This is a genomic window from Paenarthrobacter sp. DKR-5 (genome assembly GCF_018531425.1).
Taxonomy (GTDB): Bacteria; Actinomycetota; Actinomycetes; order Actinomycetales; family Micrococcaceae; genus DKR-5.
The window spans coordinates 276,446-299,020 of the sequence record NZ_JAHBOI010000004.1 but is presented as its reverse complement, the minus strand read 5'-3'; the positions used below and the strand labels follow the sequence as shown (position 1 = coordinate 299,020).

Genomic DNA, 22,575 nt, shown 5'->3' with positions numbered 1-22,575 from the left:
CGGACTCTGCCCGGGACGCAGCCGCTGTGCTGGAGGTTGGCGCGGCCGTGGCAGCGGGGACTAGCGTGCCCTGCTGCGGCGGGGCGCAGGCGGCGGCATTGAAGAGCACGGTCGTCAGGGCGGCTGCGGCCGGCAGCCGGCTGGTGCGGGCTTTCATGGATCCCCACTATCCGCCGATTGCGGCCCACCTGTCGATGGCTATCGGGTGAGGCGGGAACGGGCGACGCTGACGGCGGTGATGGGGATGCCGTCCGGGACCAGGAAGTTCACCAGCGGCGGATGCGCGACGGCGCTCAGCTCCACCTGCGCGGTGCGGCCGTCCGGCGTGCCGGTCCCCTGCCCAACCGCCAGCCCGTCGAAGCGGGCAGCCGCCCCGTACTTCTGCACATAGCCGGCCACCGTGCTGCGCACCCGCTCCGCGCTCAGTGCGGCCACCGGCGCTCCGCCGGAGGACTGCACCTGCCCGAGCGTGAAACTGTCGGCTGCGGCGACCGCGGCACCGTCGGCCAGCGCGAGCAGCTTCTTGTGTTCGAGGTAGACCCCCGAGGCCGCGACTACCACGGACACCAGCAGCAGCGACAGCAACAGGTACCCGATGACGAGCACCATGATCTGGCCTTGCTCCGGATCCTCGGCGGTCCGGCGGCTCACCGGAAGCGTCCCTGGAGCTGCGTCGCGCTGGCTTCGACCGTGCTCGCTGAGAGCTGCAACCCCGGCACCGACGGCAGCAGCGGGAGCGGAACCGCAAGGCGCACCGTCACGGTCACTGCGCTTCCGGCAGCCCCGCAGTCCGCGGGATCGCAGCTGATCTGCGTTGTTGCCGCCCGCGCCTCGAACCCGAAATCCGCAGCGGTGAGCGCCACAGCCCGCGCCGCCTGCGCCTCGGCATCGGCCGGGTCCGAAGCGACAAATACCTTGGCGGCCTGGTCCGCCGCTCCCGCGGCGGCGTACGCTCCGCCCTGCAGCTGGGCCACGACCAGGATCAGGTAGACCACCGGCACCAGCAGCAGGACCGCGAGGAACACAAACTCGACGACGGCGCTCCCCTCCTCCCCCACCCCCGCTTCTTCGGCAGCGGGCGGATGAGCGCCCTCGGGGTCAACGCTGGATCGCCGCATGGCCGCCAACCTCCAGGCCTGCTGACGGCCCGATCAACCCGATGACGGGTAGCGGCGCCTTGATATGGACTTCGAGCACGGGCACGCCGGACCGGTTCACTTCGGCCGCGCTGACGTCACGGGCGTAGCCGGCACCCAGCGCGCTGCTGATCAGATCCACGGCGCGACGGCGGGCGTCTTCCGCTCCGCGATCCGCCAAGGCCCCGTACCGCGCGCCGGATGAAGCGGCGTCCGTGAGCGTGTTGCGGACGTGGAGGACCAGCGCGAGCTGCACCACCGCGAGGAAGAGCAAAGTCAGCAGCGCACTGACCAGGACGAAGTCCACCACCGCGGCGCCCTCCTCCCGGCCGTCCCCGGCCGTCATTTCCCGGGGCTCACCTGGTCGATCGCGGACCGGAAGAGTCCTTCCAGTGCTGGTCCGGCGATGGCCAGGAGTGCCGCAACCAGCACTGCCGACATCAGGGTGATCATGACCCAGCCGGGGACGTCGCCGCGTTCCGGGCCGTCCCCGGTCTGCGGGGCGGCGAGGTGGCGGCCGCGTGAGCGGCCCGCGGCGGGATGCGCCGACGCAGTGACCTGACAGAGAACGACTATCCAGAATCTGGTCAACAAGGTGCCCATGGCTTCTCCTGTCTTCGGGGTTACGATGCGATTGGGTTCCCGGGCTGCGCCATCACAGCCCCAGCTTGAGCAGGGCCAGGCCCGGATAGACGGCAAACAGCACGGTCAGCGGGAGGACGCCAAAGACCACGGGCATCATCATGGCGATTTCCTTCTTGCCGGCCGACTCCATCAGCTCCCGCTTGGCGACGTCGCGCACGTCCTGCGCCTGTGCCCGCAGCACCTCCGCGAGCGGGGTGCCCCGCTGCAGCGCCACGGTCAGCCCGTCGACGAAGCGGACCAGCGGCGGCAGCTTGGTCGCCGCGGAGAACGAGGCGAGCGCTTCCGCGAAGGGCGTCCCGGCCCGCGCCTCCGCCAGCACCCGTTCGAACTCAGTGGAGAGTTCGCCCTGCGAGCGCCGGCACACCCGTTCGAGGGCCCCGGGTGCGCTCTCGCCTGCTCCCACGGCGAGTGCCATTAGGTCAGCCAGGGAAGGGAATTCGGCCAGCATGCGGCGTTCCCGGCGCTTGATCTGCTCCCCGAGCCAGTAGTCGCGCGCGAAGAACCCGCCGACGGCCGTCGCGGCCACGATGACCACACCGAGCGGAACATTCAGCCGACCGGCAGCGGCAGCCACCCATGCCCCCGCGGCGGCCAGGACGAAACCGAGGCCGGCCCACAGCAGCTGCTCGGCCCGGAAGTCGACGACGGACTGTCGCCCGCCGGCCTGCAGCAGCCGGCGCGCCAGCGCGGCGTTGCCGGGGTTGAAGCGCGCGAGCCTCCTGACGGCGTCGCCGACGAGCGGTCGCAGAATCCGCTCCAGCGGGCCGAAGGCAGCCGTCGGCGACGGCGGCGCAAGCAGCCGTGACGTCGTCGAAACGGCCCGCAGCCGCGGCTCGAGCCGGTCCGCGAAGCTCGGCGCGCGCATGAACGGGAGCCGGACCAGCACCAACCAGAGTCCGGCGCCCAGCACGAGGCCCGCGACGACGGCCAGGGAACCGGGCGCCGTCACCGCAGCACCCGCTCTTCGCGGGGCAGCGACCCAATGCGCAGCATGATGCGGTAGCAGACCACGGAAACGACCAGTCCGCCGCCGAGAACGAGCAGGCCGGCCGCGGAATTGTAGGCGGCGACGGCTTCCGGCCTGGTTGCCAGCAGCAACAGCACCACCCAGGGCGCCGCCACGGCCAGCCGGGCCGCGTTGATGGTCCAGGACTGACGCGCTTCCAGTTCGCTGCGCGTCCTGCTGTCCTCGCGAAGGAAATCACCCAGCGTGCCCAGCAGCCGGCCGAGGTCCGAACCGCCCACCTCGCGGGTCAAGCGGAGGGCTTCGATGATCCGGTCGGACACCGGGTCCGCAAGCCGGTCCTTGAGCTCGTCGAGCGCGAAGTCGAATCTGCCGCCGGCCCGGTAGTCCGCGGCGAAGTCGGCGAAGAACTGCCTGAGTTCGGCCGGTCCTTTTTCGCCCACCTGGGCCAGTGCCTCCGCCAGCGACAGGCCCGCACGGATCGCGGATCTGAGGTGGTCCACGACGTCGGGCCAGAGCTCACGGAGCATCGCAGTGCGCTTCCGGGCGCGCCACCGCACCAGCGCGAGCGGCGCCGAGCCGGCGAAAAGCCCGAAGCACAACGCCATCGGCACCGACCGGCTGGCCACATACAGGGCCAGGACGCCCGCAAGTCCGGTGACGGCACAGCTGCCCATCAGACCCGCGGCGCTGACCTTCTCGATACCGGCCCTGCGCAGCAGGTCCTGAAGCCGGCTCGGCCGCCGCACCGCCGGCACTCCGCGCGGCTGGTTCCAACAGGACCACCAGATCAGGAACAGGCCCAGACCGCCGATCAGTCCCGCCGTCGTACTCATGCCGCCTGCTCCAGGAGTTCGGCCACGTTGTAGCCCGCTCGCTCAAACTTGTCGGCAGCCGGCATTCCGCTCGTCGCCACCGCCTGCAGCGAGCCGCCGGACATCCGGAAAAGCGTCGAGGACTCGATAATGCCGTTCTCCACCCGCCGGCCCAGGGCGAGGATCTCCGTGACCTGCCGCTGCCCGCTGGGCCGGCGGGTGCAGTGCACCACCAGATCGATGCAGGACGCCACCGTCGGAACCACGAAGGCACTGGAGATGTTCTGACCCGCCAGCAGGGGCAGCGTGCTGATCTTCGTCACGGCGTCGCGAGCCGAATTCGCGTGCACGGTGCACATGCCCGGCAAGCCGGAATTCAGCGCGATGAGCATGTCGAGGCTCTCGGCTTCGCGCACCTCGCCGACGATCAGCCGGTCCGGGCGCATCCGGAGCGCTTCCTTCACGAGCCGGCGCAGCGGGATTTCGCCCGTGCCCTCCAGGTTCGGCTGGCGGCATTGCAGGCCGACAACATCGCGCAGGGGAAGCTGCAGTTCAAAGATCTCCTCGACAGTGACCACCCGCTCCCGTGACCCGATTGCGGCACCGAGGCAGTTGAGCAGCGTCGTCTTGCCCGCCTGGGTCGCACCCGAAACGAGGATGTTCATCCCGCTCGCCACCGCCGCGTCGAGGAAGCGGGCCGCGTGCGCACTGAGCGTCCCGAGCTCCACCAGATGCTCCAGCCGGGCCGCCCGGACAACGAACTTGCGCACGTTCACCGCCCAGTGCCGGCGCGTCACGTCCGGGATCACCACGTGGAGCCGGGACCCGTCGGGCAGCGCGGCGTCCACGAACGGCGACGAGAGATCCAGCCGCCGGCCCGAGCTCTTGAGCATCCGTTCCACGAGGTCGCGTACCTGCTGCGCCGTGAGCGTCACTGACGTCAGCTCCGACTCGCCGTCCCGGGCCACGTACACTTCGGAGGGCGAATTGAGCCAGATCTCCTCCACTGAGGGGTCGTCAAGGAACGGCTGCAAGGGCCCGAAGCCGGCGACCGCGTCGAACACCTGCCGGCGCACAGCCTCGGGCGCGCCGAGCGGCGGCACCACCCCCTGCAGGGACCGCTCGTCGTAATCGCTGACCGCCGCTTCCACCAGCCGGCGGACCTCGGAAACCTGCTGAAGCGGGTCCAGCCCGCGGCGGCGGATGAGCTCACGCACCTCATCCTCGACGATTCGTGCTGCTTCCACCTGCCACCCGCTCCCCACAGCTCCTGACGGAATCCTGTGAGAAGACTAGGAGCCAACCGGGAGCCGGTCTACAAGTAGCGGCGCCCTGTGGAGAAGCAGCCTCTGTAGGCCGCCCGGTCCGTCCGGTGTTGTCATGGGCGTTGTAGCATGAGGCGCAATGGACACCCGAAAAGCGGCTCTTCAGGCAGCCACGGCGGCTTTCGCCCTCGGCGCCGTCCTTGTGCTGCCCGCGCTGCCCGCGGCGGCTGCTCCGTGCCCGCCGCTGCCGGTGCTCGGCGCCGTGTGCGCCCCGGCGACGCAGACCACGGCACCCACACCGCCGCCGTCCAGCCCTCCGACCGCCTCGCCGGCACCCGGCCCGCGACCCGGCGGCCCCTCCCCTCCGCCCGCCCCCGCGCCACCGCCAGCCGCACAGCCCGGAAGCCCGAAGCCGGCGCCGGCCGCTGCAAAGGCCGGCGCCGCCCCGGCCGGGACCCGCGGCGCGGCCACGGCGGTGAAGGCACAGGTGAGGGCAACGCCCTCGTCCTCACCCACGAATACCCCCATGAGTGAGGCGGTGAATGAGGCGGTGTCCGCCCGCCGCACGGCCACCGCTGGGGCGTCGGTCAGACGGCCGTCGCCGGGGGTCCCGACAGCCGCCTATTTCCTCGTCGCCGGCGGGTTGCTGCTCACCGCCGGAGCCGTGCTCGGCCTGAAAGGGACGGGGGCGAAAGGAGGCCCCGGATGAGCGGGGACGCTGCGCGTGAACATGAACGCCGGATGCGCAAGGCGGCGGAATACCTTGCCGCCCGCAGGCGCGCCGAAGGACCCCAGAAGGAAGAAGAAGCCGCCGCCGACTCGCCCGGCGACAGCGACGTCACCCCCTCGGCTCTTGCAGGAAAGCCTCTTCCCGGCCTGGGCCGGCCCTTGGATCCGGACTGGTGGGTCAAGGAACTCATCCGGCGCGAACAGCTCACCGGACTTGCTCCGGCTCCGTTCCTGCTGCGCAAGGAGGATGCGGAGCTCGACGGCGTGCTGGACGCCCAGTACTCGGAGCGGCGGGTGCGCGAAATCCTCGAAGACTTCAACGCCCGGGTCATCGAGGCGCGGCGCCAACTCCTTGGCGGCCCGCCCGTGGTGACACCGACGCGCGACGTCGAGCGGGAAGTCGAACGCTGGAAGCAGCGTCGTGCCCCGCAGCCGCCCGCGGGTACCGGGAAGTCTCCGGCGCACAGGTCCTGGTGGCGCCGGATCCTGCGCGGCGACAGCGGCTAGCCGTAGCGGGGACATCCCGCAGCACCGGACCTACGCGTGGTAGCCGGGCACGTACATCATGACCCAATACCTGACCGCTGCGATCACCAGCGCGGCGGCACACAACGCGAAGACTGCAGTTTCGGCTCGGCGCATGGCGCGCTCTGAAGCCGTGTGCACCCCGGGCAGCAGCTGGAGCAGGACCGCCGCGGCCAGCATGGCCAGCGGAACGAAGTACCGTCCCTGCACCCCGGTCACCACTGGCAGCTTGATCGGTGAGAAGGCCAAATACAGGGTGCCGAATACGGCCGCGGCGCTCAGCAGCCATACGGCGGCGAGCCCCGCCGTCCGCCAGCGGCCGATGGGGACACGGCCGCCATAGACAAGGCCGAGGGTCAGCGCCGCGGCCGTGCAGACCGCCCCCGCGACGGGAGTGACCAGGTTCCCGCCAAGGGCGTAGCCCATTTGGCCAAAGAAGCTGCTCAGGTAGCTCCAGTCCGAGCTGATCAGGGTGCGCAGGCCGATGCCCGCAGCGTCGACCGGGTGGCCCAGCACGAAGGCGAGCTGGTTCGCCGGCTGCACCAGATGCCGCTCGGACGGTCCCCGCAGCCAGCCCATGGCGTCGGCTGTGCCAGCGGACAACCGCATCCACCAGGCCAGCGCGACAGCGGCCGCGGCCACGGACACCGCCACGGGAACAACGGTGCTCCACCGTACCCGGCCCTGCCCTTCGCCGGCCGCCCGTTTGAAGGGCAGCGCCAGCAGGAGCAGCAGCAAGATGGCGTACGTGGGTTTGAGCAGCGGCAGTGCGACAGCGCCGGCCAGCAGGACACCGAACTCCCAGCGGCGCAGGGACAGCCCCCCGGCGCGCGGAGTAAGCATCAGGGCCTTGGCCAGGATGGCCAGGAAGGTGAAGGCGATGGCGTTCGTCAGCGCGTCGGCGGAAATGACGCCGGACTGGTACACCGCCGTGGGCAGCAGCGCCACGGCGAGTGCTGCCCACCGGAACCGGTTCCGGCGCAGGGCAAAGAGGCCCACGGCGGCCACGAGGGTGTACGCGAGGACCTGCGCCAGCCGCATCAGCTTCCACGCCTGCCCGATGCTCAGGTCGAGGGCCTGGGCGACTTTCACTCCGGCGGCGGCAGGAAGATAGGCGACGGGTGAATACGCGGCCGTGTTAGGGAAGCTCGTGACCACCAGCGGCGCATTGACCGGTTCCCCCGCGGCTGCCGCGAAGGCCGGGCTGGGGCTGGCAAGCTGCTGCCAGATGGTCGGCAGCTTGCCGGGCGGGCCGGCGAATTTGGAAAGGTCGATGGCGCTGCGCGGGACTGATCCTCCGTACTGCGGGAGCCCGTCCGCATCGGGCAGGCGCTGCGGAGCCACCCCGCCCGATGCCACCTGATAGGCGCGGTTGAAGTGAGCCTGCTCGTCCGGCCCCCACCCCAGCGGCGCTGCGAGCGCGAAAAAGGTGCCGAACAGCAGCGAAAGCACCACAAAGACGGACGTCGTGGCATCCGGGCGGCCAACCCGGCGCGGGCCGGCCGGACGGACAGAGCGGCGCGGCCGGCCCTGCGGTCCGTCGGAAGCGGGCGCCTGGTCCGCCTCGGACGCGGTCACGGAGTCGCGGGACATCAGCAGCTTCCCCGGCCTTTCAGGTGGCCGAAGTGCCGCGGCGGACGACTTCGGCGTTCCACGCGGATTCGACGATCTCCGAAAGCCCGAGCTTGGCCTTCCACCCGAGGGCGCGTTCGATCAGCGAGACGTCGGCAACGAGCTTGGGCGGATCGCCCGCGCGGCGGCCGACAATGGTGGGCGTGACCTCGCGGCCGGCCACTTCCCCGACCAGTTTGACCACTTCGAGCACTGAGGCGCCCATGCCGGTGCCGACATTGAGGACGGTCTCGAGCGGACCGTCCCCGGCGGTCGAGTCCAGCGCCGCGAGATGGGCGGAGGCCAGGTCGGAGATGTGGACGTAGTCACGAACGCAGGTGCCGTCCGGCGTCGGATAGTCGTCCCCGAAAATCACCGGTGCCTCCCCGTTGAGGACCTTGCCGATGACGATCGGGACCAGGTTCAGGGCCGCAGGGTCCGCCAGATCCGGAGACTGGGCGCCGGCGACATTGAAGTAGCGCAGGTTCACCGGACGCAGCCCCCAGGCCCGGGCCGACGCCTCGGTCATCCACTCGCCGATGAGCTTCGTCTGGCCATAGGGGTTGATGGGCTGGCACGGCGTCTTCTCCGTCACGGTGGTCTCCTCAGGCATGCCGTAGGTGGCAGCCGAAGAGGAGAAGACGAAACGGCGCACACCGGCCTGCTGCATAGCGCTGAGGAGGTTGGTCATGCCGCCGACGTTCTGCCGGTAGTACAGCAGCGGATCCGCCATCGACTCGCCGACCTGCTTGAGCGCCGCGATGTGGATGACGGCGTCCACCTGTTCTTTGACCAGGAGCGCCTCAAGGTGGGCGGCAGCACCGTCCGCACCCAGGTCGAGGTCCACGAGTGCCGCACCGGAAACGCGCTCGGGCCTGCCGGTGGAGAGCGAATCCACGACGACGACGCTCTCACCGCGCTCGAGCAGCAGCCGAACCACATGCGCGCCGATATATCCGGCTCCCCCGGTCACAAGAATTGTCATGGTCCAACCCTACCGAACCGCGGCACGCCTGCCTCGCCCCGCCGAAGGGGTCACATTGGTAACATCAGTAACATCCGTGGTAACCTGTCCCGGTCATTGGTGTCGCTAGCCGGATTCGCGGGGAAACAGCCAAGGCTGCCCCGCTTGGTCTCAACCGTCTATTGTGCGAGCGATCGCCTTCGTCTGGCTTCGGCCCGATTTTCACGGAGACTCGCACATGCAAGAACTGGGGGGACTCTTCTCGGGTCTGCGCCGCTCAACGGCTAAAGCCCGCCTTCCCTTATACGTGGGGCTGACAGCGTTCGGTCTCATCCTTCCCGCAGTGGCCTGCAGCGCGCCGGCCCAGGCTGCGCCCGAACCGGCTGCCCCGGCGCCGATCACCACCTCGAGCCCCACGGCACCGGCTGCGACAGCGCCGGCTCCGGCTCCGACATCGCCCCCGGCCGACAGTTCGCCGACGGCGGTTCCCCCGGTGACGCTGGCGCCTGCGCAGACCGCGTCGCCGAGCACCGGCCCCGTCACCAACGCGTCCGAGATGAACCCGTCGGTGCTGCCCAAGATGCCGGAGATCAAGGCCGAGCGCGGGATCGGCGGCGCGACGCTCGGGCAGGGCCTGACGCGCCTGAAGAAGAGGCACAGCACGCAGGACAACACCGACAACGAGACGAACAAGCGCCTGCAGTCCGGCGCCAACGTCTCGACCCAGAGCCTGACCCGAGTGCTGCCCTCCCTCGTCCCCGCCACATGGATGGCCCCCGGCGTCCAAGGCCTGGATGTCAGCGGCTGGCAGTCGAGCGTGAACTGGTCGACGCAGTGGAGCATGGGCGCGCGTTTCGCCTACGTGAAAGCCACCGAGGGGGTGGACTTCCAGAGCAGCGGCTATGCGACCCAGTATGTTGGCGCAGCCAACGCCGGGTTCATTCGGGGCGCCTACCACTTTGCGCTCCCCAGCCAGTCCTCGGGCGCGACGCAGGCGGACTACTTCGTCAACCATGGCGGCGGCTGGTCCGCCGACGGGAAGACCCTCCCGCCGCTGCTGGACATCGAGTACAACCCGTACTCGACGCTGGGGAACACCTGCTACAACATGTCCGCGTCCGCCATGGTCGGCTGGATCAAGGACTTCTCCAACCGCGTCCTGTACCGCACCGGCCGGTTGCCGATGATCTACACCACCACCGACTGGTGGAGCAAGTGCACGGGCAACTCCGCCGCCTTCGGCAACCAGCCGCTGCACATCGCCGCCTACAGCCAAATGCTCGGCGCCCTGCCGCTGAGCTGGAGCACGTACAGCGTGTGGCAGTACAGCAGCACCGGCCCCTTCGCCGGTGACTCCAACGCCTGGAACGGCACCTACACCAACCTGCAGAAGTTTGCGACGACACCCGACGGGGCGGCCCCGCAGGCCGCCATCTCCTCCACCGCCGACGTGGTCGCCGCCGACTCGAACGGCGCCCTCTGGGACTACTCCGCCAACGGCGCCGGCGGCTTCTCCGGACGGAAGCAGATCGGCAACGGCTGGACCGGCCTGCGCTCGATCAACGTGATCGACTGGAACGGCGACGGCGTCCTGGACATTGTCGCCCAGTGGAACACCGGCAAGGTGAACGTCTACCTCGGCAACACCTCCTCCGGCTTCAACGCCGGGCCGGTCCTGGCCTCGAGCGGCTGGGCGGGGTACCAGCTGACCATCAGCTACCCGATTTCGAGCAGCTACTACCCGCAGATCATCAGCCGGGACAACTCCGGCAACCTGCTCCTGTGGCGCAACAACTCGGGTAGCACGCTGTCCTCCCCGCAGCAGATCGGCAACGGCTGGGCCGGCCTGAACATGTTCATGATCGACTACGACGGGGACGGCAACCAGGATGTCCTCGCCCAGGACACCTCCGGCTACCTGAAGCTGTTCCGCATGGACGGAACCGGCCACTTCATCTCAGAAGCACGCAAGGTCGTCGGCAGCGGCTGGAACACCATGACCAGCGTGACAGTAGGGACCGGCTTCGCCGGCTCGACGTCGGTCGGCCTGATGGCGCGTTCCAACGACGGCAGCTTCCGGTACTACCCGGTGCCCGGCAACTCGACGATCGGCTCGCCGCTGCTGGCCGGCAACGGCTGGAACGGGTTCCTCATTGCCGGCGGCGAGAACATCAACATGACCGCCCCGGCACCCTCGCCCAGCCCGACGCCCACGCCGACCCCGACGCCCACGCCCGCTCCAACGGCTTCCCCGTCGATCACCTCGGCCAGCAACGTCGTGACCGTCGACTCCTCGGGTGCGCTCTGGCGCTACTCGCCGGCCAACGGCTCGCTGGGCACCGGCACCAAGATCGGCGGCGGCTTCAGCACGGCCCTGTCAGTGCACGTTGCCGACTGGAACAGCGATGGCGTCCAGGACCTCGTGGTGCAGTGGTCCGACGGCCGGCTGAGCCTGTACACCGGCGCCGCAGCCGGCGGATTCGACGGGCCCACCGCCTTGGCCACCGGCTGGGCGGACGCCGACCTTGTCGTCGGCAAGTGGGTGAGCGCGGGCAAATACCCCGGGATCATCGCACAGCGGCCGGACGGCACCCTGACCTATTACGCCAACGCCTCAGGCGGCGCGCTGTCGGCAGGAACCCGTATCGGCAGCGGCTTCATCCGGATGCATCCGGTGCTCGCCGACGTCGACAACGACGGCAACCTGGACGTCGCCGTCGTGGATAACATGGGCCAGTTCATCGTCTACCGCGGCAACGGCACGGGCGGATTCATCTCCGAGGCGCGGCCGGTCATCGGCAACGGCTGGAACACCAAGTCCAGCATCTCCTCGGCCGCCGGGTTCACCGGCGGCAGCCAGCCGGGCGTCCTCGCCGCGACGTCCGCGGGGGCGTTGACCTACTACCCGTTCGCCGGCGGACGCTTCGGCTCGCCGGTCCAGCTCTCCGGCACCTGGGCCAAGACGCTCTTCGACGGCAGCCGCACGCTCACGGCGCAGCCGCCGCTGCTGAGCACCAACGATGTGCTCTCGGTGGACGGCTCGGGCCGGCTCTGGAACACACCGTCAACCGGCTCCGCATCGCTCTCCGGGCCCTTCCAGATCGGCAACGGCTGGTCCTCGGCCAAGGCGCTGCAGGTCACTGACTGGAATGCCGATGGCGTGCCCGACGTCGTCGCCCAGTTCAGCGACGGCTCGGTGGCCGCCTACCTCGGGTCCGCTGCGGGCGGGTTCTCGCAGAAGATCGTGCTGGCTTCTTCCGGTCTTGGCGGCGTGCGGATGACGACCGGATACTGGCTCAAGGGCAGCAAGTACCCGGGCATCGTGGGCATCACTTCCTCCGGCGCCCTGATGTACTGGGGCAACCCGTCAGGCGCCGCGCTCGCTGCGCCGCAGCAGATCGGCACCGGCTGGGGTTCACTGCGCATCGCCATGGCGGACTTCGACTCGGACGGCAACCAGGACCTGCTGGCCGTCGACGGCGGCGGCACCATGCGCCTGTACCGCTCCAACGGCGCCAGCGGCTTCATTTGGGAGGCCCGCAAGGTAATCGGCGGGGGCTGGAACACGATCACCCAGTTCACCGGCAGGACCGGGTTCGCCGGCAGCGGCAGCCAGGGCGTCAGCGCCATCGTGTCCGGCGGAACGATGCGCTACTACGCCATCCTGCCCGGCGCCACCTGGGCCGCGCCGGTTCAGGTGTACCCGCAGATAGGCTCGGTCCTCACCTCCTTCTGAACCGAAGCTGCCGCTGAGCCGCCACGCTTTACTCCCGGCGCCCGCCGGGGCACCCCTCGCGGGGCGCCCCGGCGGGCGCTGCCGATAGAGTGGCAGGATGCGAGTTTTGCACTTGGGCGACATCTCCGGGACCTCCCGCAACGTGATCGACGTCGCCCGCAGGAAGGGACTGGACTGGGAGCTCCGGGCCGTCCCGGCGGGCCGCGGCGCCCACCCGCTGGCCGTCGCCGCGCGGCGCGCACTGGACCTCGCCGCGGTGCGGCTTGCCCGTCCGCGGCCGGATATCCTGCACATCAACTACGGTGTTTCGGGTTACTACGGCTGGGGCCGGCGCGGAACGGTGCTGCACCTGCACGGCACCGACGTCCGCCAGGACCTGCACTCCCGCTTCCTGGGTCCGGTCGTGCGCCGCTCGATCCTCACTGCCTCCGCGGTCCTGTACTCGACGCCGGACATGGGCGACGCCGTCCGGGCGCTGAGGCCCGACGCAGCCTGGTTCCCCGCCCCGCTGCCGCTCGCCGCCATTGAGCCCGTCCCCGCCGGGGAGCATGCCGGCCAGCGGCTCTTCTTCGCCTCACGCTGGGACGAGTCCAAAGGGGCGCCTGAGCTCATCAAACTCGCTGCACGCCTGCGCGCGACCCACCCGGAGGTCGTCCTGGAAGGCCTCGACTGGGGCCATCTCGCCGGAGCGGCGCGGGAAGCCGGCGTGCTCCTGCTCCCGCACATGCCGGAGTCCGACTACCGGCGCAAGCTCGCCGAAGCCGACGTCGTCGTCGGCCAGCAGCGCTTTGGTGTGCTCGGTTTGAGTGAACTGGAGGCCATGGCCCAGGGGACGCCGCTGGTGGCGGCGTTCTCGGCCCAAGATGCCTACGGGGACGAGGCCCCGTTGCACAACTCGCGGACGGCTGACCCCCTGGAGCTCGTCGGCAGGATCCTCGCCGATCCCGCCAAGGCTGCTGCCACCGCCGCGCTCGGCCGCGAGTGGGCGCTGGCCCACCACTCGCCCGTCGTGCTTGAGGAACGGCTGGAAGAGCTCTACGCCGCTGTGCTCCAGCAGTGAAGCTCCGGCGGCGGTGCGCTGCCTGCGCCTAGCCGGCGGCCGGGGCCTTCTGCGCGAGGTGCGCGATCTTCTCCTCCCAGAGCCTGACCTGGGATTCGGCGGAGAGCGGAACAGCCGCGGCGTCCGCTGCTTTCTTCCAGGTCGCGACCAGCTCCGGGGTGAGGCTGTGGAGGGTCTCGGAAAGCTTCGCGGCGCTGAAGTCCTCGGTGACCCCACCGAAGCCATACCGCTCCACCAGCGCCACCATCGCCGGCGACGGCCCCACGATCACGCCCAGGCGTGCCTGGACCGCTTCGAAGAACTTGTTCGGCAACGCGTTGCGGAGGTTGAAATTGGTCGGCGGCAGGAAAACGATGGACACGTCGTATTCGCTCAGCGTCCGCACGAGTTCCTTATAGGGCACTGGGTCACGCAGTTTGACTCCGGGGACGCCCTCCGCCAGCTCCCGCAACTCGGCCACGTAGTCCGGCTCGTTGGGCATCACGATCAAGTCAAGGGTGAGCCAGTCGGGCGCCGTGCGCATGGCCTCGATGAAGTTCTCGATCTTGCGGTAGCGCTGCCCGGCGGCACTGTGGATGAGCCGGATTTTCTCCCCCACCGGATGCACTTCGCCCTCCACATACGGCGCTGCGTTCGTGACGACGCCGGCGTCGACGCCGTAGTCCTTGCTGTACTGGGCGGCGATGCCATCCGACACCGTTGTCACCGACGCGGCCTTCGGCAGGTATTTGCGGCAGAGCCAGCGCAGGTAGGGAGCCACGAACAGGCGCCATTTGGGGTCTTCGTCCTTTTCCCGCGGCGCGAACTCATGCAGGTCCGAGTGAACCCCCAGGCGCGGCTGCAGCTCAAGCGCCAGCGGCAGCGTGTTCAGGTCGTTGGCGAGAATGATGTCGAAGCGGGCCTTCGGGAGCGCCCGGCGCGCCGCGACGACCGCGCTGAGGCCGTTATAGACCTTCGCATAGCGGCGGGTGATCAGAGCGGCCTTGTCCGAGGCCCACCCCTGCGCATCCTCGGGGAGCGCATAGTGCTCCTCGACGCCCTCCGGCGCCGCCCCGTAGCCGCAGGTGGCCAGCCGGTACTTGTCCTTGAACAGTTCCACCTGCTTGAGCACGCGCGGGTCGGACCTGATGGGCGAGAAGGACAGGATCAGCAGCAGGGGACGCTCAGTCATGTCTCCCATCATCCCAGAAAGCCGCGGCGCAATTAGCGCTGCGCGTGCTCGCTCGGGCGTTCGGTCCCTTCGGTGGCATAGGGCCGCGGAGCCTCATCGATCGCGATGCGGCGAGCCAGACGGGTCAGCGAGGTTTCAAAGTGCCGGAACCGCTGGTAAGTGGTGGCCATGAAGACCAGGACGGTGACGATCAGCGCGTAGAGCACAAGGTCGGTGCCGCGGCCGATGCCCATCAGGCGGGCAACGAACGTCAGCACTTCCGGGAAGAAAATGGAAAACGCCGCGGTCGTGGCGAACAGCACCAGCATGATCCGGCGGATGGCGAGGTGCCGGGCGTTGGACCCGCCGCGCATCAGCGCCAGGGAGACGACGACGACCGCGAGGACGAGGACTATCTGCACGATTATCTGCACGATTTCACCTAAAGAAGAGATCCGCGACGATGTTCACGGAGTTGAGCAGCGACTGGCCTTTGGCCTTGGAGTAGTCGGTGTAGACGATTTCCACGGGGTGCTCCACCCAGCGGGTGTCCATCTGCGCGATTTGATGGATCAGTTCGGAGGCGTGGGCCATCCGGTTCTGGGTCAGGTTGATCCTCCGCGCCACCTCGGGGTTGAAGGCGCGCAGCCCGTTGTGGGCGTCGGTGAGCGGAAGACCGGTGGATATCCGGGACTGGGCCGCGGCTGTGCGCAGCACCAGGCGCTTCATCGGCGCCAGTTTGGTCCGGTTGTCCAGGAACCGCGAACCGAGCACGATGTCCGCCTCGCCGCTGCGGACCCGGTCGGCCATCGCCCGGGCGTCCTCGACCCGGTGCTGGCCGTCGGCGTCGAAGGTGACAATGCATTCGGTCTCGGGGTCCTGGAGCACGTATTCGATGCCGGTCTGCAGGGCAGCTCCCTGGCCGAGGTTGACCGGGTGCTGGACGACGACGGCGCCTGCCTCGCGTGCCGCCTGCTGGGAGCCGTCGCTGCTGCCGTCGTCGACGCACACCACGTGCTCGAATTCAGCCATCAGACCTTCGATAACGGTGCCGACGACCGAGGCTTCGTTATACATAGGTATGACTATCCAGGTATGACTCACTGCTCCAGTATCCCATAGCGGGCTTCGCAGGCGGACAATTGGCCGCTACAAAAGCGCCGATGCGGCGATGAAGCGCAGCGGCGCTTCGGGGTTGAACTGCGCCGTCAACCCGGCGGCGAACACCGTGGCGGGACGGCCGAACCGGCGCCGCTCATGGGCGCGGCGGACCAGCACCGCCTCCGGGGAACCCGGGTCCAGGATGCTCTGCAGCAGCCGGTTGTCCGCAACGGACAGCAGCCGGCGCGCCCCGGGGGCGGCCGCCGTCAGCGCCCCTGCGGCCTCGGCCAGCGCCTGCCGGTCCGCGGCGGACCAGCCATCCCCGCCGGCCCGGGCAAGTACCATGCCAAACACATGCACGCGCAGGATTTTAGTGACAATGGCTGTGCGGGCACGCTGCGGCAGATGCCGGAACCACTCGCCCGCGACGAGGTCGGTGGCGAAGCCAAGGTCCTCGGCAACCGGGCGCCGGGCGCTGGTGATGCGGTCCGCGGCGTCCGCGCCAACCACGTACCGCCCTGCTCCGCGGGCGTAATCGATCCGGCCGCCGCCGAACCACAGCTTCGAAGAGAACTCCTGGTCCTCGCCCGACCGGCGGCCCGCGCTGAAGGCCAGCCCCTGCCGCCGGATTTCGGCGGTCCGCACCAGGCCCAGGGGCGCCGTCCGGTAGCTCAGCCTGTCCTTGACAGGATCCAGGTGCCGCCGCCGGCCCACGCGGACCGGTGGTGTCCTGACCTTTGCTCCGCCGGCGTGGCGCTGCGGAGCGATGACTGCGTCCGAGGTGCAGCAGCGGGCGACCTCCAACCAGTCCGCCAGCGCGCCGGGTTCGAGCGTGTCATCGCTGCCCATGATGCTCACATACTCGGCGTCGGCTGCCGCAAGGCCGGTGTTGAACGGTCCGGCAGGGCTGGGAATGCCGTCGGCACAGCTCAGGAAACGCACCTGTTCAGCCAGCGGCGACGGGAAGAGCGCCCGGATCTCTTCAACGGGCACGTTGTGGCAGACCACGGAGACCCGCACGCCGCCGTCCCTGCCGGGGGCCAGCCCGGCCGCGAAGACCGACTCCACTGCCCGGCGAACGGGCCGGGCGGCGTTGTGGACGGCTATGACGACGTCGACGGCGGGACGGATCGGGGGCTTCGCGGCAGGCACCCCGGCAGGCTATCACTTCACCTTCCGCGCGGCTCAGGGCCGGATCAGCGGAGCACAGGACCTCTCTTGGTAGTCTGAATCGTCATCCGCGTCAACCGAAGGCTCCCCCTCCATGCATTGGTCACAAACGGTCCCTGCTGCTCTGGCCTGTGTTGTGATCGTGTTCCTTCCGGGAGCCTTCCTCGCACGGATCATCGGGTTCCGCGGACTGGCGTGGGCAGGCGTCTCCGCGCCCCTGACAGCCGCCGTGGGAGCCGGGGGTGCCATTGCCCTGCAGCTGGTTCACGTCCGATGGTCCGTGGCGGCGTTCGCGGTGCTGACGCTCGCGTCCGGGGTGGCCGCCGCGCTCGCGCGGCTGGTGGTCCTGCGCATCAAGCGGGTGACCCTGCGCGAGGCTTTTGCGTTCCGGCGGCCCTCCTCTTTGTCGATGGCGGCTTTCGTTGCGGGCTTGGCGACCGGCGCCGGCATTATCGGCTACCGGTTCATCAAGATCTTCGGGCCACCGGACAATATCTCGCAAACGTTCGACAATGTCTTCCATCTGAACGCTGTCCGCTTCATCCTCGACACCGGGCGTGGCTCTTCGCTCACCCTGGGAGCGCTGGACCCCCAGTCCTCGGCCGTCTCCATCTACCCCGGCGCCTGGCATGACCTGGTCGCTCTGGTCATTGAGGCTTCCGGCGCGTCCATCCCGGTCGGCGTCAACGTCACGAACATCGTCATTGCCGCCCTCGTCTGGCCTCTCTCGGCGCTTTTCCTGGTGAGCCGGCTCACCGGTGCCCGGCCGGCGGCCATGGTCGTGACAGGGGTGCTCGCTTCCGGTTTCGCGTCCTTCCCCTACCTGATGGTCAACTTCGGGGTGCTCTATCCAAACCTGCTGGCGATTGCGATCCTCCCGGCGGCCATCGCGCTGGTGCTGGACCTGCTCGGGCTTTCGCTGCTGCCCAGCGGCGGCAGGCTCAAGACGATCGCCAGCCTGCTGCTTCTCCTCGCCGGGCTCGCCCTCGCCCATCCGAGCATGCCGATGGCTGTTTTCGCACTCTCGATCGCGCCCCTGCTCGCTTGGCTTGTCCTCAGGCTCGTGGCGGCGAAGCGGTCGAAGGCCCGTGCCTGGCAGTACATCTGGCCACCGGCCGCCGTCGTCGCCTATTTCCTGGTCCTGCAGCAGCTGTGGATCCGCGTCCGGCCCAGCGATAACGCGTCCTTCTGGCCACCCACCCGTACCATTCCGATGGCGCTTGGGGAGGCCGTGTTTTCCGCACCGGTGGGCCGTCCGATGCCGTGGGTTATTGCCATCCTGACCGTTGCCGGCGTCGTCGTGCTGCTCGCCCGCCGGCGGGCGCTGTGGCTGGTCGGCAGTTTCATCATCAGCTGCGGGCTCTACGTGGTGGTCTCGTCATTCAACAAGGACGAGGTCCGCTCGTTCATCACCGGTGTCTGGTACAACGACAGCTTCCGTCTCGCCGCAATGCTCCCGGTCATCGCCCTGCCCCTGGCGGCGGTCGGTGCCGTCTGGGTGATCGACAGGCTTCGGATCTGGATGGTCTCCGTGGCGGTCCGCACGGGGCGTTTCCCGCTGCTGCGGCCCGGCTGGCCGGCCGCCGCGACCGCTGCTCTCGCTCTCGGGCTGCTGGCCGTGGGCGTGCAGGGCGACGCCGTCAACCAGGAACAGGACGCGGCCCAGGACAAGTACGGGTACACGTCCGACGCACCGCTGCTGACCAGCGAGGAACATGACCTGATCGGCCGCCTCGACCGTGAGGTGCCGGCTGACGCCCTCATCGTGGGCGACCCGTACACCGGCGCCTCCCTGAGCTACGCACTGGCCGACCGCCAGGCCCTGATGCCCTCCGGCGGCTCTCCGTTGAACGCGGACGAGCAAAAGGTGATCGCCAAGCTCCGCGACGTCGCCAAGGACCCTTCCGTCTGCCCCGCGGTCAAGCGTCTGCGCCTGAAGTACGTGCTCGATTTCGGCGGCACCGAGGTCAATCTGGGGAACCACGGCCTCGGCGGCATCCAGAACCTGGACAAGGTCCCCGGCTTCGAGGTGGTCGATTCCCAAGGGTCCGCGGCGAAGCTGTACAAGATCACCGCCTGCGGCAGCTGAACCGGGGGCTGCCTGGCTGACGCCCGGCGGCCGGTCAGTGGCCTGTCAGTGGCCGACGCCGCTGCGAAGGCGGGCGATGGCCTCATCCACCGGTGCGTCCATGATGACCTTGCCGTGCTCGAGGAGCACGCCGCGGTCGCAGATTTGCGCCACCAGGTCCAGGTCGTGGCTGACGACGACGAGCGTCTTGCCGGCCTCCCCCAGTTCCTTGATCTTGGCGATGCACTTGCGCTGGAAGGGCTCGTCGCCGACGGCGAGGATCTCATCCACCAGGAACACCTCAGGGTCGGTGTGAACGGCCACCGAGAACGCCAGGCGCAGGTACATACCCGAGGAATAGAATTTCACCTCGGTGTCGATGAATTCGCCGATTTCGGAGAAGGCGACGATGTCGTCGAAGCGTTCGTTGATCTGCTCCTCCGACATCCCGAGGATGGCGCCGTTGAGGAACACGTTGTCCCGGCCGGTGAGGTCGTGATGGAAACCGGCGCCGACCTCGATCAGGCCGGCCACCCTCCCCCGCGTGCGGACGGAGCCGCTGTCGGGAACCATTACGCCGGAGATGTGCTTGAGCAGTGTTGACTTGCCTGAGCCGTTCAGGCCCAGCAATGCCACGGTCTCCCCCTGCTGCACGGTGACGGAAACGTCGTCGAGCGCCTTGAACTTCTTGGAGAGATCCCCGCGCCGGCCCTTGATCAACCAGACAAGTGCTTCCTTCAGCGAGCGTGTGTGCCGGAGCACGAACTTCTTGCTGATGTGCTCGACTTCGATGGCCGTGGGCATGCTCAGAGCTCCTGCGCGAAGCGGCCTTCCAGCCGCCGGAATGTGAATTGGCCCAGCAGGATCAGCAGCACGGAGACGACCAGGCCGACCGGCAGCCACAGGGCGAGCAGGTTCGGCGGAAGCTCCGCGGTCTGGGCCGTGGTGGGGTACCAGAAGGCGTAGTGGAAGATCTCGACCGCGATCGTGATCGGGTTCATCTGGTAAACGAAGAAGAAGCCGGTTCCGAGCGCCTTGCGGACCATGGTCCACATGTACAGCACCGGGGAGGCCCAGGTGACGACCATCAGCAACAGGTCCACGATGTTCTCCGAGTCACGGAAGTACACGTTCACAGCACCGAAGAACAGTCCGAGTCCGGTCGCCAGCAGTGCGGTCAGCAGGAAGGCGGCCACAGCCGCCAGCAGCTGGATGATCGACGGGTGCCAGCCGGAGAACACGCAGGCAATCACGAGTACCACCAGCTGGGGGAAGAAATGCACTCCGGAGACCCAGACAGAAGCCACCGGGAACAGTTCCCGGGGCAGGTAGATCTTTTTGATCAGATTGCCGTTGCCCACGATGGACCGTGCCGCGTTGCCGAGGGCTTCGGTGAAGAAGTTAATCAGCACGATGCCGGAGAACAGGTACACCGCGTAGTTCTCGGTGCCCTTGTTCAGACCAAGGAATACCCCGAGTGCCAGATAGAAGACGATGAACTGGACGCCCGGCTTCACATAGGACCACAGCAGGCCCAGCACCGACCCGCGGTAGCGGACCTTCAGTTCCTTGCGTACCAGCAGCTTGAGCAGGAAACGCGAGCGTACAACATCACCGAGCCCGCCCCCGATACCGGGGACAGCCAGCTCCTGCGGACCGGCGCTCATTAGTCCTGGCCGGAGTGCGCGTCGAAGGTCTTTTTCCACGCCTCGAAGGAGGTGATCTCCTGCAGGGCCGCACGGTACTGCGCGCGCAGCTCCGGCCACTTGCGCAGGACCTCGGAATAGACGACGGCGCTTTCCTTCATCAGTTCGCGGACGGCGCGGGGGTCGCGCTGGTACCAGGACGCAGCGCTGCCCTCCGCGTTGGAGACCACTGCGCTGTCGTACTGCGACATGCGCCACCACTTGTTGTCCTCATGCGGAACCAACGCCTGGGGGTGCTCCTTGCTCACCTCGTTCGCGGGCAGCACCACCTGGCGCAGGATGTTCTTCGCCAGCCACGGCGCGATCGTGACGATAGAGGGCACACTGGCCCGCTTGCCCCGGCGCGGAAGCTTGGTGATCTTCACATCCGGGAAGTCGTCCACGCTGGGCTTGAACTTGGTCTCCGTGTAGTCCCCGGCCATCGCCCTGATGGCCGGCAGCTTCGTGGGCAGGATGTCATGCAGGATGCTGGGCCCGCGCAGCAGGTCGCGCATGGCTTCGATCCGGCCCTGTGCCGTGTAGTACTGCATCGAGATGGTGTGCTTCAGGTCCAGCTTCAGGGCGTTTTCGATCAGCCCTCCGCCGCGCGGGTACGGGCTGTGCAGCAGTGCGTAGATGAAGCGGTTCCGGGAGTGGAAGTAGGCCTGCCAGCCGACGAGGTCATCCTTGTCGATCCAGGAGACGTGCCACACGGCGGACCCGGGCAGCGACACGGTGTGGTAGCCGGCGGACTTGGCACGGACACCGTACTCGGAGTCGTCCCACTTGATGAAGACCGGCAGGGAGAGCCCGATTTCGCGGATCACTTCGGTCGGGATCAGGCACATCCACCAGCCGTTGTAGTCGACGTCGACGCGCCGGTGCATCCATGCGGTATCACGCAGGTTGCTCTGCGCGAAGTTGTGCCGCATCTTTTGGCTGGCGTTGGGCTCGGACGGCCCGATCAGGTAGGGGTCAACGATCTCCCCCAAGGTGTGCAGCACGTTGCGGTCGTGGAGGTCGAACATGTGGCCGCCGACCAGCGTCGGCTTCTTGCAGTAGTCGGCGAAGGTGGACAGCCGGACGATGCTTTCGGGCTCGACCACGACGTCGTCGTCGAGAAGAAGAACGTAGTCGCTGCCGTTCTCCACGGCTTCGTACATCCCCCGGGCAAACCCGCCCGAACCGCCCAGGTTGTCCTGGTTGATCATCCGGAGCTTGCTTCCGAGGACGCCCGCCACTTCCTCAAAGCCCTCGGCCTCGGCAACCTTCTGGGTGCCCTGGTCGACGACGATGATTTCCTTCACCGCGGCGAGCGCGTCGGGATTCTCGCTGAGGATGCGCAGGTTGTTGACGCAGAAGTCGGTCTTGTTCAGTGTGGTGATTTCGACAGTCACCGATCCGGTGAGCCGGCGCGGGGCGTCGGTCTCCCAGCGGGCCCCGACGAATTCCATTTGGTCCGCCCCGGCGGTCACTTCGAACCAGTACCAGCCGCCGTCGCCAAAGGGCGCCAGCGAAAGCGTGTAGGTGGTGGTGACCTCGTCGCCGCTGACGCGGGTGGTTTCCACGTGCTGCAGTGAGCCGCGGGCGTTGGACTTGTAGACGCTCACGGTGCCCGCACCCGCAGTGGTCACCGAAAGCCGGACTTCCTTCAGGTTGGTCCACCGGCGCCAGTAGCTCGCCGGAAAGGCATTGAAGTAGGTGGCGAAGGAGATGCGCTCACCCGGACGGACGAGCGCGGATTCGCGCGAGCTGACGTCGTCGGCGTGGGCCGACCGCAACCGGACGGCGGAGGAGGCGGACTCCTCCTCACGGGAACTCGACGAGGTGTTGCCGGCGTTGGAAGGGCCGGTGACGACCCCTGAGTCCATGTAGAGCGGCAGGGTCTCCATGCCCTTCTCGCCGGGCAGGATGACCCGCTGGATCGTGGTCCACTCGCCGTTCACGCCAA

General features: G+C 68.5%; 21 protein-coding genes. 4 read left to right on the top strand and 17 right to left on the bottom strand.

Going from position 1 to position 22,575, the window contains the following annotated elements:
- Window positions 1–198: 198 nt before the first annotated feature.
- The 8 genes from KIH31_RS10570 to KIH31_RS10535 all read right to left on the bottom strand — a co-directional run bounded on the left by KIH31_RS10570 (window position 199) and on the right by KIH31_RS10535 (window position 5,341).
- Window positions 199–609 (bottom strand): pilus assembly protein TadG-related protein, encoded by a 411-nt coding sequence (locus KIH31_RS10570; protein ID WP_214427265.1) that lies wholly within the window; start codon window positions 607–609, stop codon window positions 199–201.
- Window positions 610–647: 38 nt separating this feature from the next.
- Complete coding sequence (locus KIH31_RS10565; protein WP_250545808.1) at window positions 648–1,118, bottom strand: hypothetical protein; 471 nt, start codon at window positions 1,116–1,118, stop codon at window positions 648–650.
- Window positions 1,099–1,482, bottom strand: coding sequence for a TadE/TadG family type IV pilus assembly protein (locus KIH31_RS10560; protein ID WP_214427075.1), 384 nt, complete (start codon window positions 1,480–1,482; stop codon window positions 1,099–1,101). The genes KIH31_RS10565 and KIH31_RS10560 overlap by 20 nt, the downstream gene beginning before the upstream one ends.
- Window positions 1,479–1,739 (bottom strand): hypothetical protein, encoded by a 261-nt coding sequence (locus KIH31_RS10555; protein WP_214427074.1) that lies wholly within the window; start codon window positions 1,737–1,739, stop codon window positions 1,479–1,481. Before KIH31_RS10555 ends, KIH31_RS10560 begins: the two co-directional genes overlap by 4 nt.
- 52 nt (window positions 1,740–1,791) lie before the next feature.
- Complete coding sequence (locus tag KIH31_RS10550) at window positions 1,792–2,730, bottom strand: type II secretion system F family protein (RefSeq protein ID WP_307857616.1); 939 nt, start codon at window positions 2,728–2,730, stop codon at window positions 1,792–1,794.
- Entirely contained in the window at window positions 2,727–3,581 is an 855-nt protein-coding gene (locus KIH31_RS10545) for a type II secretion system F family protein (RefSeq protein WP_214427073.1), read from the bottom strand. Before KIH31_RS10545 ends, KIH31_RS10550 begins: the two co-directional genes overlap by 4 nt.
- On the bottom strand, window positions 3,578–4,807 hold the full coding sequence (locus KIH31_RS10540; RefSeq protein WP_214427072.1) for a CpaF family protein: 1,230 nt from the start codon (window positions 4,805–4,807) through the stop codon (window positions 3,578–3,580). The genes KIH31_RS10545 and KIH31_RS10540 overlap by 4 nt, the downstream gene beginning before the upstream one ends.
- Window positions 4,808–4,987: 180 nt before the next feature.
- Window positions 4,988–5,341 carry a hypothetical protein gene (locus tag KIH31_RS10535; RefSeq protein ID WP_214427071.1) on the bottom strand — a complete coding sequence of 118 codons (354 nt, stop codon included), beginning with the start codon at window positions 5,339–5,341 and terminating at the stop codon, window positions 4,988–4,990.
- A gap of 189 nt (window positions 5,342–5,530) precedes the next feature.
- On the opposite strand from KIH31_RS10535, the gene KIH31_RS10530 reads away from it, so the two are divergent.
- Window positions 5,531–6,061 carry a DUF1992 domain-containing protein gene (locus tag KIH31_RS10530; RefSeq protein ID WP_214427070.1) on the top strand — a complete coding sequence of 177 codons (531 nt, stop codon included), beginning with the start codon at window positions 5,531–5,533 and terminating at the stop codon, window positions 6,059–6,061.
- 30 nt (window positions 6,062–6,091) lie between these two features.
- Here KIH31_RS10530 and KIH31_RS10525 read toward each other — a convergent pair whose 3' ends face one another.
- Both KIH31_RS10525 and galE read right to left on the bottom strand, forming a co-directional pair.
- On the bottom strand, window positions 6,092–7,672 hold the full coding sequence (locus tag KIH31_RS10525; protein ID WP_214427069.1) for a DUF2142 domain-containing protein: 1,581 nt from the start codon (window positions 7,670–7,672) through the stop codon (window positions 6,092–6,094).
- 19 nt (window positions 7,673–7,691) lie between these two features.
- The gene (gene galE / locus KIH31_RS10520) at window positions 7,692–8,675 is read right to left on the bottom strand and encodes a UDP-glucose 4-epimerase GalE (RefSeq protein WP_214427068.1); all 984 of its coding nucleotides are present in this window, start codon (window positions 8,673–8,675) and stop codon (window positions 7,692–7,694) included.
- A 217-nt stretch (window positions 8,676–8,892) separates the two neighbouring features.
- On the opposite strand from galE, the gene KIH31_RS18145 reads away from it, so the two are divergent.
- Window positions 8,893–12,390: a GH25 family lysozyme gene (locus KIH31_RS18145; protein ID WP_250545807.1), complete on the top strand. Its 3,498-nt coding sequence runs from the start codon at window positions 8,893–8,895 to the stop codon at window positions 12,388–12,390.
- 97 nt (window positions 12,391–12,487) lie between these two features.
- On the top strand, window positions 12,488–13,450 hold the full coding sequence (locus KIH31_RS10510) for a glycosyltransferase (protein ID WP_214427067.1): 963 nt from the start codon (window positions 12,488–12,490) through the stop codon (window positions 13,448–13,450).
- 28 nt (window positions 13,451–13,478) lie between these two features.
- Here the strand turns inward: KIH31_RS10510 and KIH31_RS10505 are convergent, their stop codons facing one another.
- From KIH31_RS10505 to KIH31_RS10490, 4 genes are all read right to left on the bottom strand, one after another.
- Entirely contained in the window at window positions 13,479–14,621 is a 1,143-nt protein-coding gene (locus KIH31_RS10505; RefSeq protein ID WP_214427066.1) for a glycosyltransferase, read from the bottom strand.
- Window positions 14,622–14,653: 32 nt separating this feature from the next.
- Window positions 14,654–15,034, bottom strand: coding sequence for a DUF2304 domain-containing protein (locus tag KIH31_RS10500; protein WP_214427065.1), 381 nt, complete (start codon window positions 15,032–15,034; stop codon window positions 14,654–14,656).
- Window positions 15,035–15,038: 4 nt separating this feature from the next.
- Entirely contained in the window at window positions 15,039–15,677 is a 639-nt protein-coding gene (locus KIH31_RS10495) for a glycosyltransferase family 2 protein (RefSeq protein ID WP_214427064.1), read from the bottom strand.
- Window positions 15,678–15,749: 72 nt separating this feature from the next.
- On the bottom strand, window positions 15,750–16,853 hold the full coding sequence (locus KIH31_RS10490; RefSeq protein WP_214427063.1) for a glycosyltransferase family 2 protein: 1,104 nt from the start codon (window positions 16,851–16,853) through the stop codon (window positions 15,750–15,752).
- Between the two features lie 112 nt (window positions 16,854–16,965).
- On the opposite strand from KIH31_RS10490, the gene KIH31_RS10485 reads away from it, so the two are divergent.
- Window positions 16,966–18,960 (top strand): DUF6541 family protein, encoded by a 1,995-nt coding sequence (locus KIH31_RS10485; protein ID WP_214427062.1) that lies wholly within the window; start codon window positions 16,966–16,968, stop codon window positions 18,958–18,960.
- A gap of 45 nt (window positions 18,961–19,005) precedes the next feature.
- On the opposite strand, the gene KIH31_RS10480 is transcribed toward KIH31_RS10485, so the two are convergent.
- The 3 genes from KIH31_RS10480 to KIH31_RS10470 are packed head-to-tail and all read right to left on the bottom strand — an operon-like array spanning window position 19,006 to window position 22,516.
- A complete protein-coding gene (locus KIH31_RS10480) occupies window positions 19,006–19,743 on the bottom strand; it encodes an ABC transporter ATP-binding protein (RefSeq protein ID WP_214427061.1) in 738 nt (245 codons plus the stop codon).
- Between the two features lie 2 nt (window positions 19,744–19,745).
- The gene (locus KIH31_RS10475; protein WP_214427060.1) at window positions 19,746–20,606 is read right to left on the bottom strand and encodes an ABC transporter permease; all 861 of its coding nucleotides are present in this window, start codon (window positions 20,604–20,606) and stop codon (window positions 19,746–19,748) included.
- Window positions 20,606–22,516 carry a glycosyltransferase gene (locus tag KIH31_RS10470; RefSeq protein WP_214427262.1) on the bottom strand — a complete coding sequence of 637 codons (1,911 nt, stop codon included), beginning with the start codon at window positions 22,514–22,516 and terminating at the stop codon, window positions 20,606–20,608. The genes KIH31_RS10475 and KIH31_RS10470 overlap by 1 nt, the downstream gene beginning before the upstream one ends.
- Window positions 22,517–22,575: the final 59 nt, after the last annotated feature.

Excerpts from the sequence above, each read along its gene's own strand:
- KIH31_RS10570 (WP_214427265.1), bottom strand. The coding sequence starts at position 609 with ATGGTGCTCGTCATCGGGTACCTGTTGCTGTCGCTGCTGCTGGTGTCC.
- KIH31_RS10565 (WP_250545808.1), bottom strand. The coding sequence starts at position 1,118 with ATGCGGCGATCCAGCGTTGACCCCGAGGGCGCTCATCCGCCCGCTGCC.
- KIH31_RS10560 (WP_214427075.1), bottom strand. The coding sequence starts at position 1,482 with ATGACGGCCGGGGACGGCCGGGAGGAGGGCGCCGCGGTGGTGGACTTC.
- KIH31_RS10555 (WP_214427074.1), bottom strand. The coding sequence starts at position 1,739 with ATGGGCACCTTGTTGACCAGATTCTGGATAGTCGTTCTCTGTCAGGTC.
- KIH31_RS10545 (WP_214427073.1), bottom strand. The coding sequence starts at position 3,581 with ATGAGTACGACGGCGGGACTGATCGGCGGTCTGGGCCTGTTCCTGATC.
- KIH31_RS10530 (WP_214427070.1), top strand. The coding sequence starts at position 5,531 with ATGAGCGGGGACGCTGCGCGTGAACATGAACGCCGGATGCGCAAGGCG.
- KIH31_RS10525 (WP_214427069.1), bottom strand. The coding sequence starts at position 7,672 with ATGTCCCGCGACTCCGTGACCGCGTCCGAGGCGGACCAGGCGCCCGCT.
- galE (WP_214427068.1), bottom strand. The coding sequence starts at position 8,675 with ATGACAATTCTTGTGACCGGGGGAGCCGGATATATCGGCGCGCATGTG.
- KIH31_RS18145 (WP_250545807.1), top strand. The coding sequence starts at position 8,893 with ATGCAAGAACTGGGGGGACTCTTCTCGGGTCTGCGCCGCTCAACGGCT.
- KIH31_RS10510 (WP_214427067.1), top strand. The coding sequence starts at position 12,488 with ATGCGAGTTTTGCACTTGGGCGACATCTCCGGGACCTCCCGCAACGTG.
- KIH31_RS10505 (WP_214427066.1), bottom strand. The coding sequence starts at position 14,621 with ATGACTGAGCGTCCCCTGCTGCTGATCCTGTCCTTCTCGCCCATCAGG.
- KIH31_RS10495 (WP_214427064.1), bottom strand. The coding sequence starts at position 15,677 with ATGTATAACGAAGCCTCGGTCGTCGGCACCGTTATCGAAGGTCTGATG.
- KIH31_RS10485 (WP_214427062.1), top strand. The coding sequence starts at position 16,966 with ATGCATTGGTCACAAACGGTCCCTGCTGCTCTGGCCTGTGTTGTGATC.
- KIH31_RS10480 (WP_214427061.1), bottom strand. The coding sequence starts at position 19,743 with ATGCCCACGGCCATCGAAGTCGAGCACATCAGCAAGAAGTTCGTGCTC.
- KIH31_RS10475 (WP_214427060.1), bottom strand. The coding sequence starts at position 20,606 with ATGAGCGCCGGTCCGCAGGAGCTGGCTGTCCCCGGTATCGGGGGCGGG.
- KIH31_RS10470 (WP_214427262.1), bottom strand. The coding sequence starts at position 22,516 with ATGGAGACCCTGCCGCTCTACATGGACTCAGGGGTCGTCACCGGCCCT.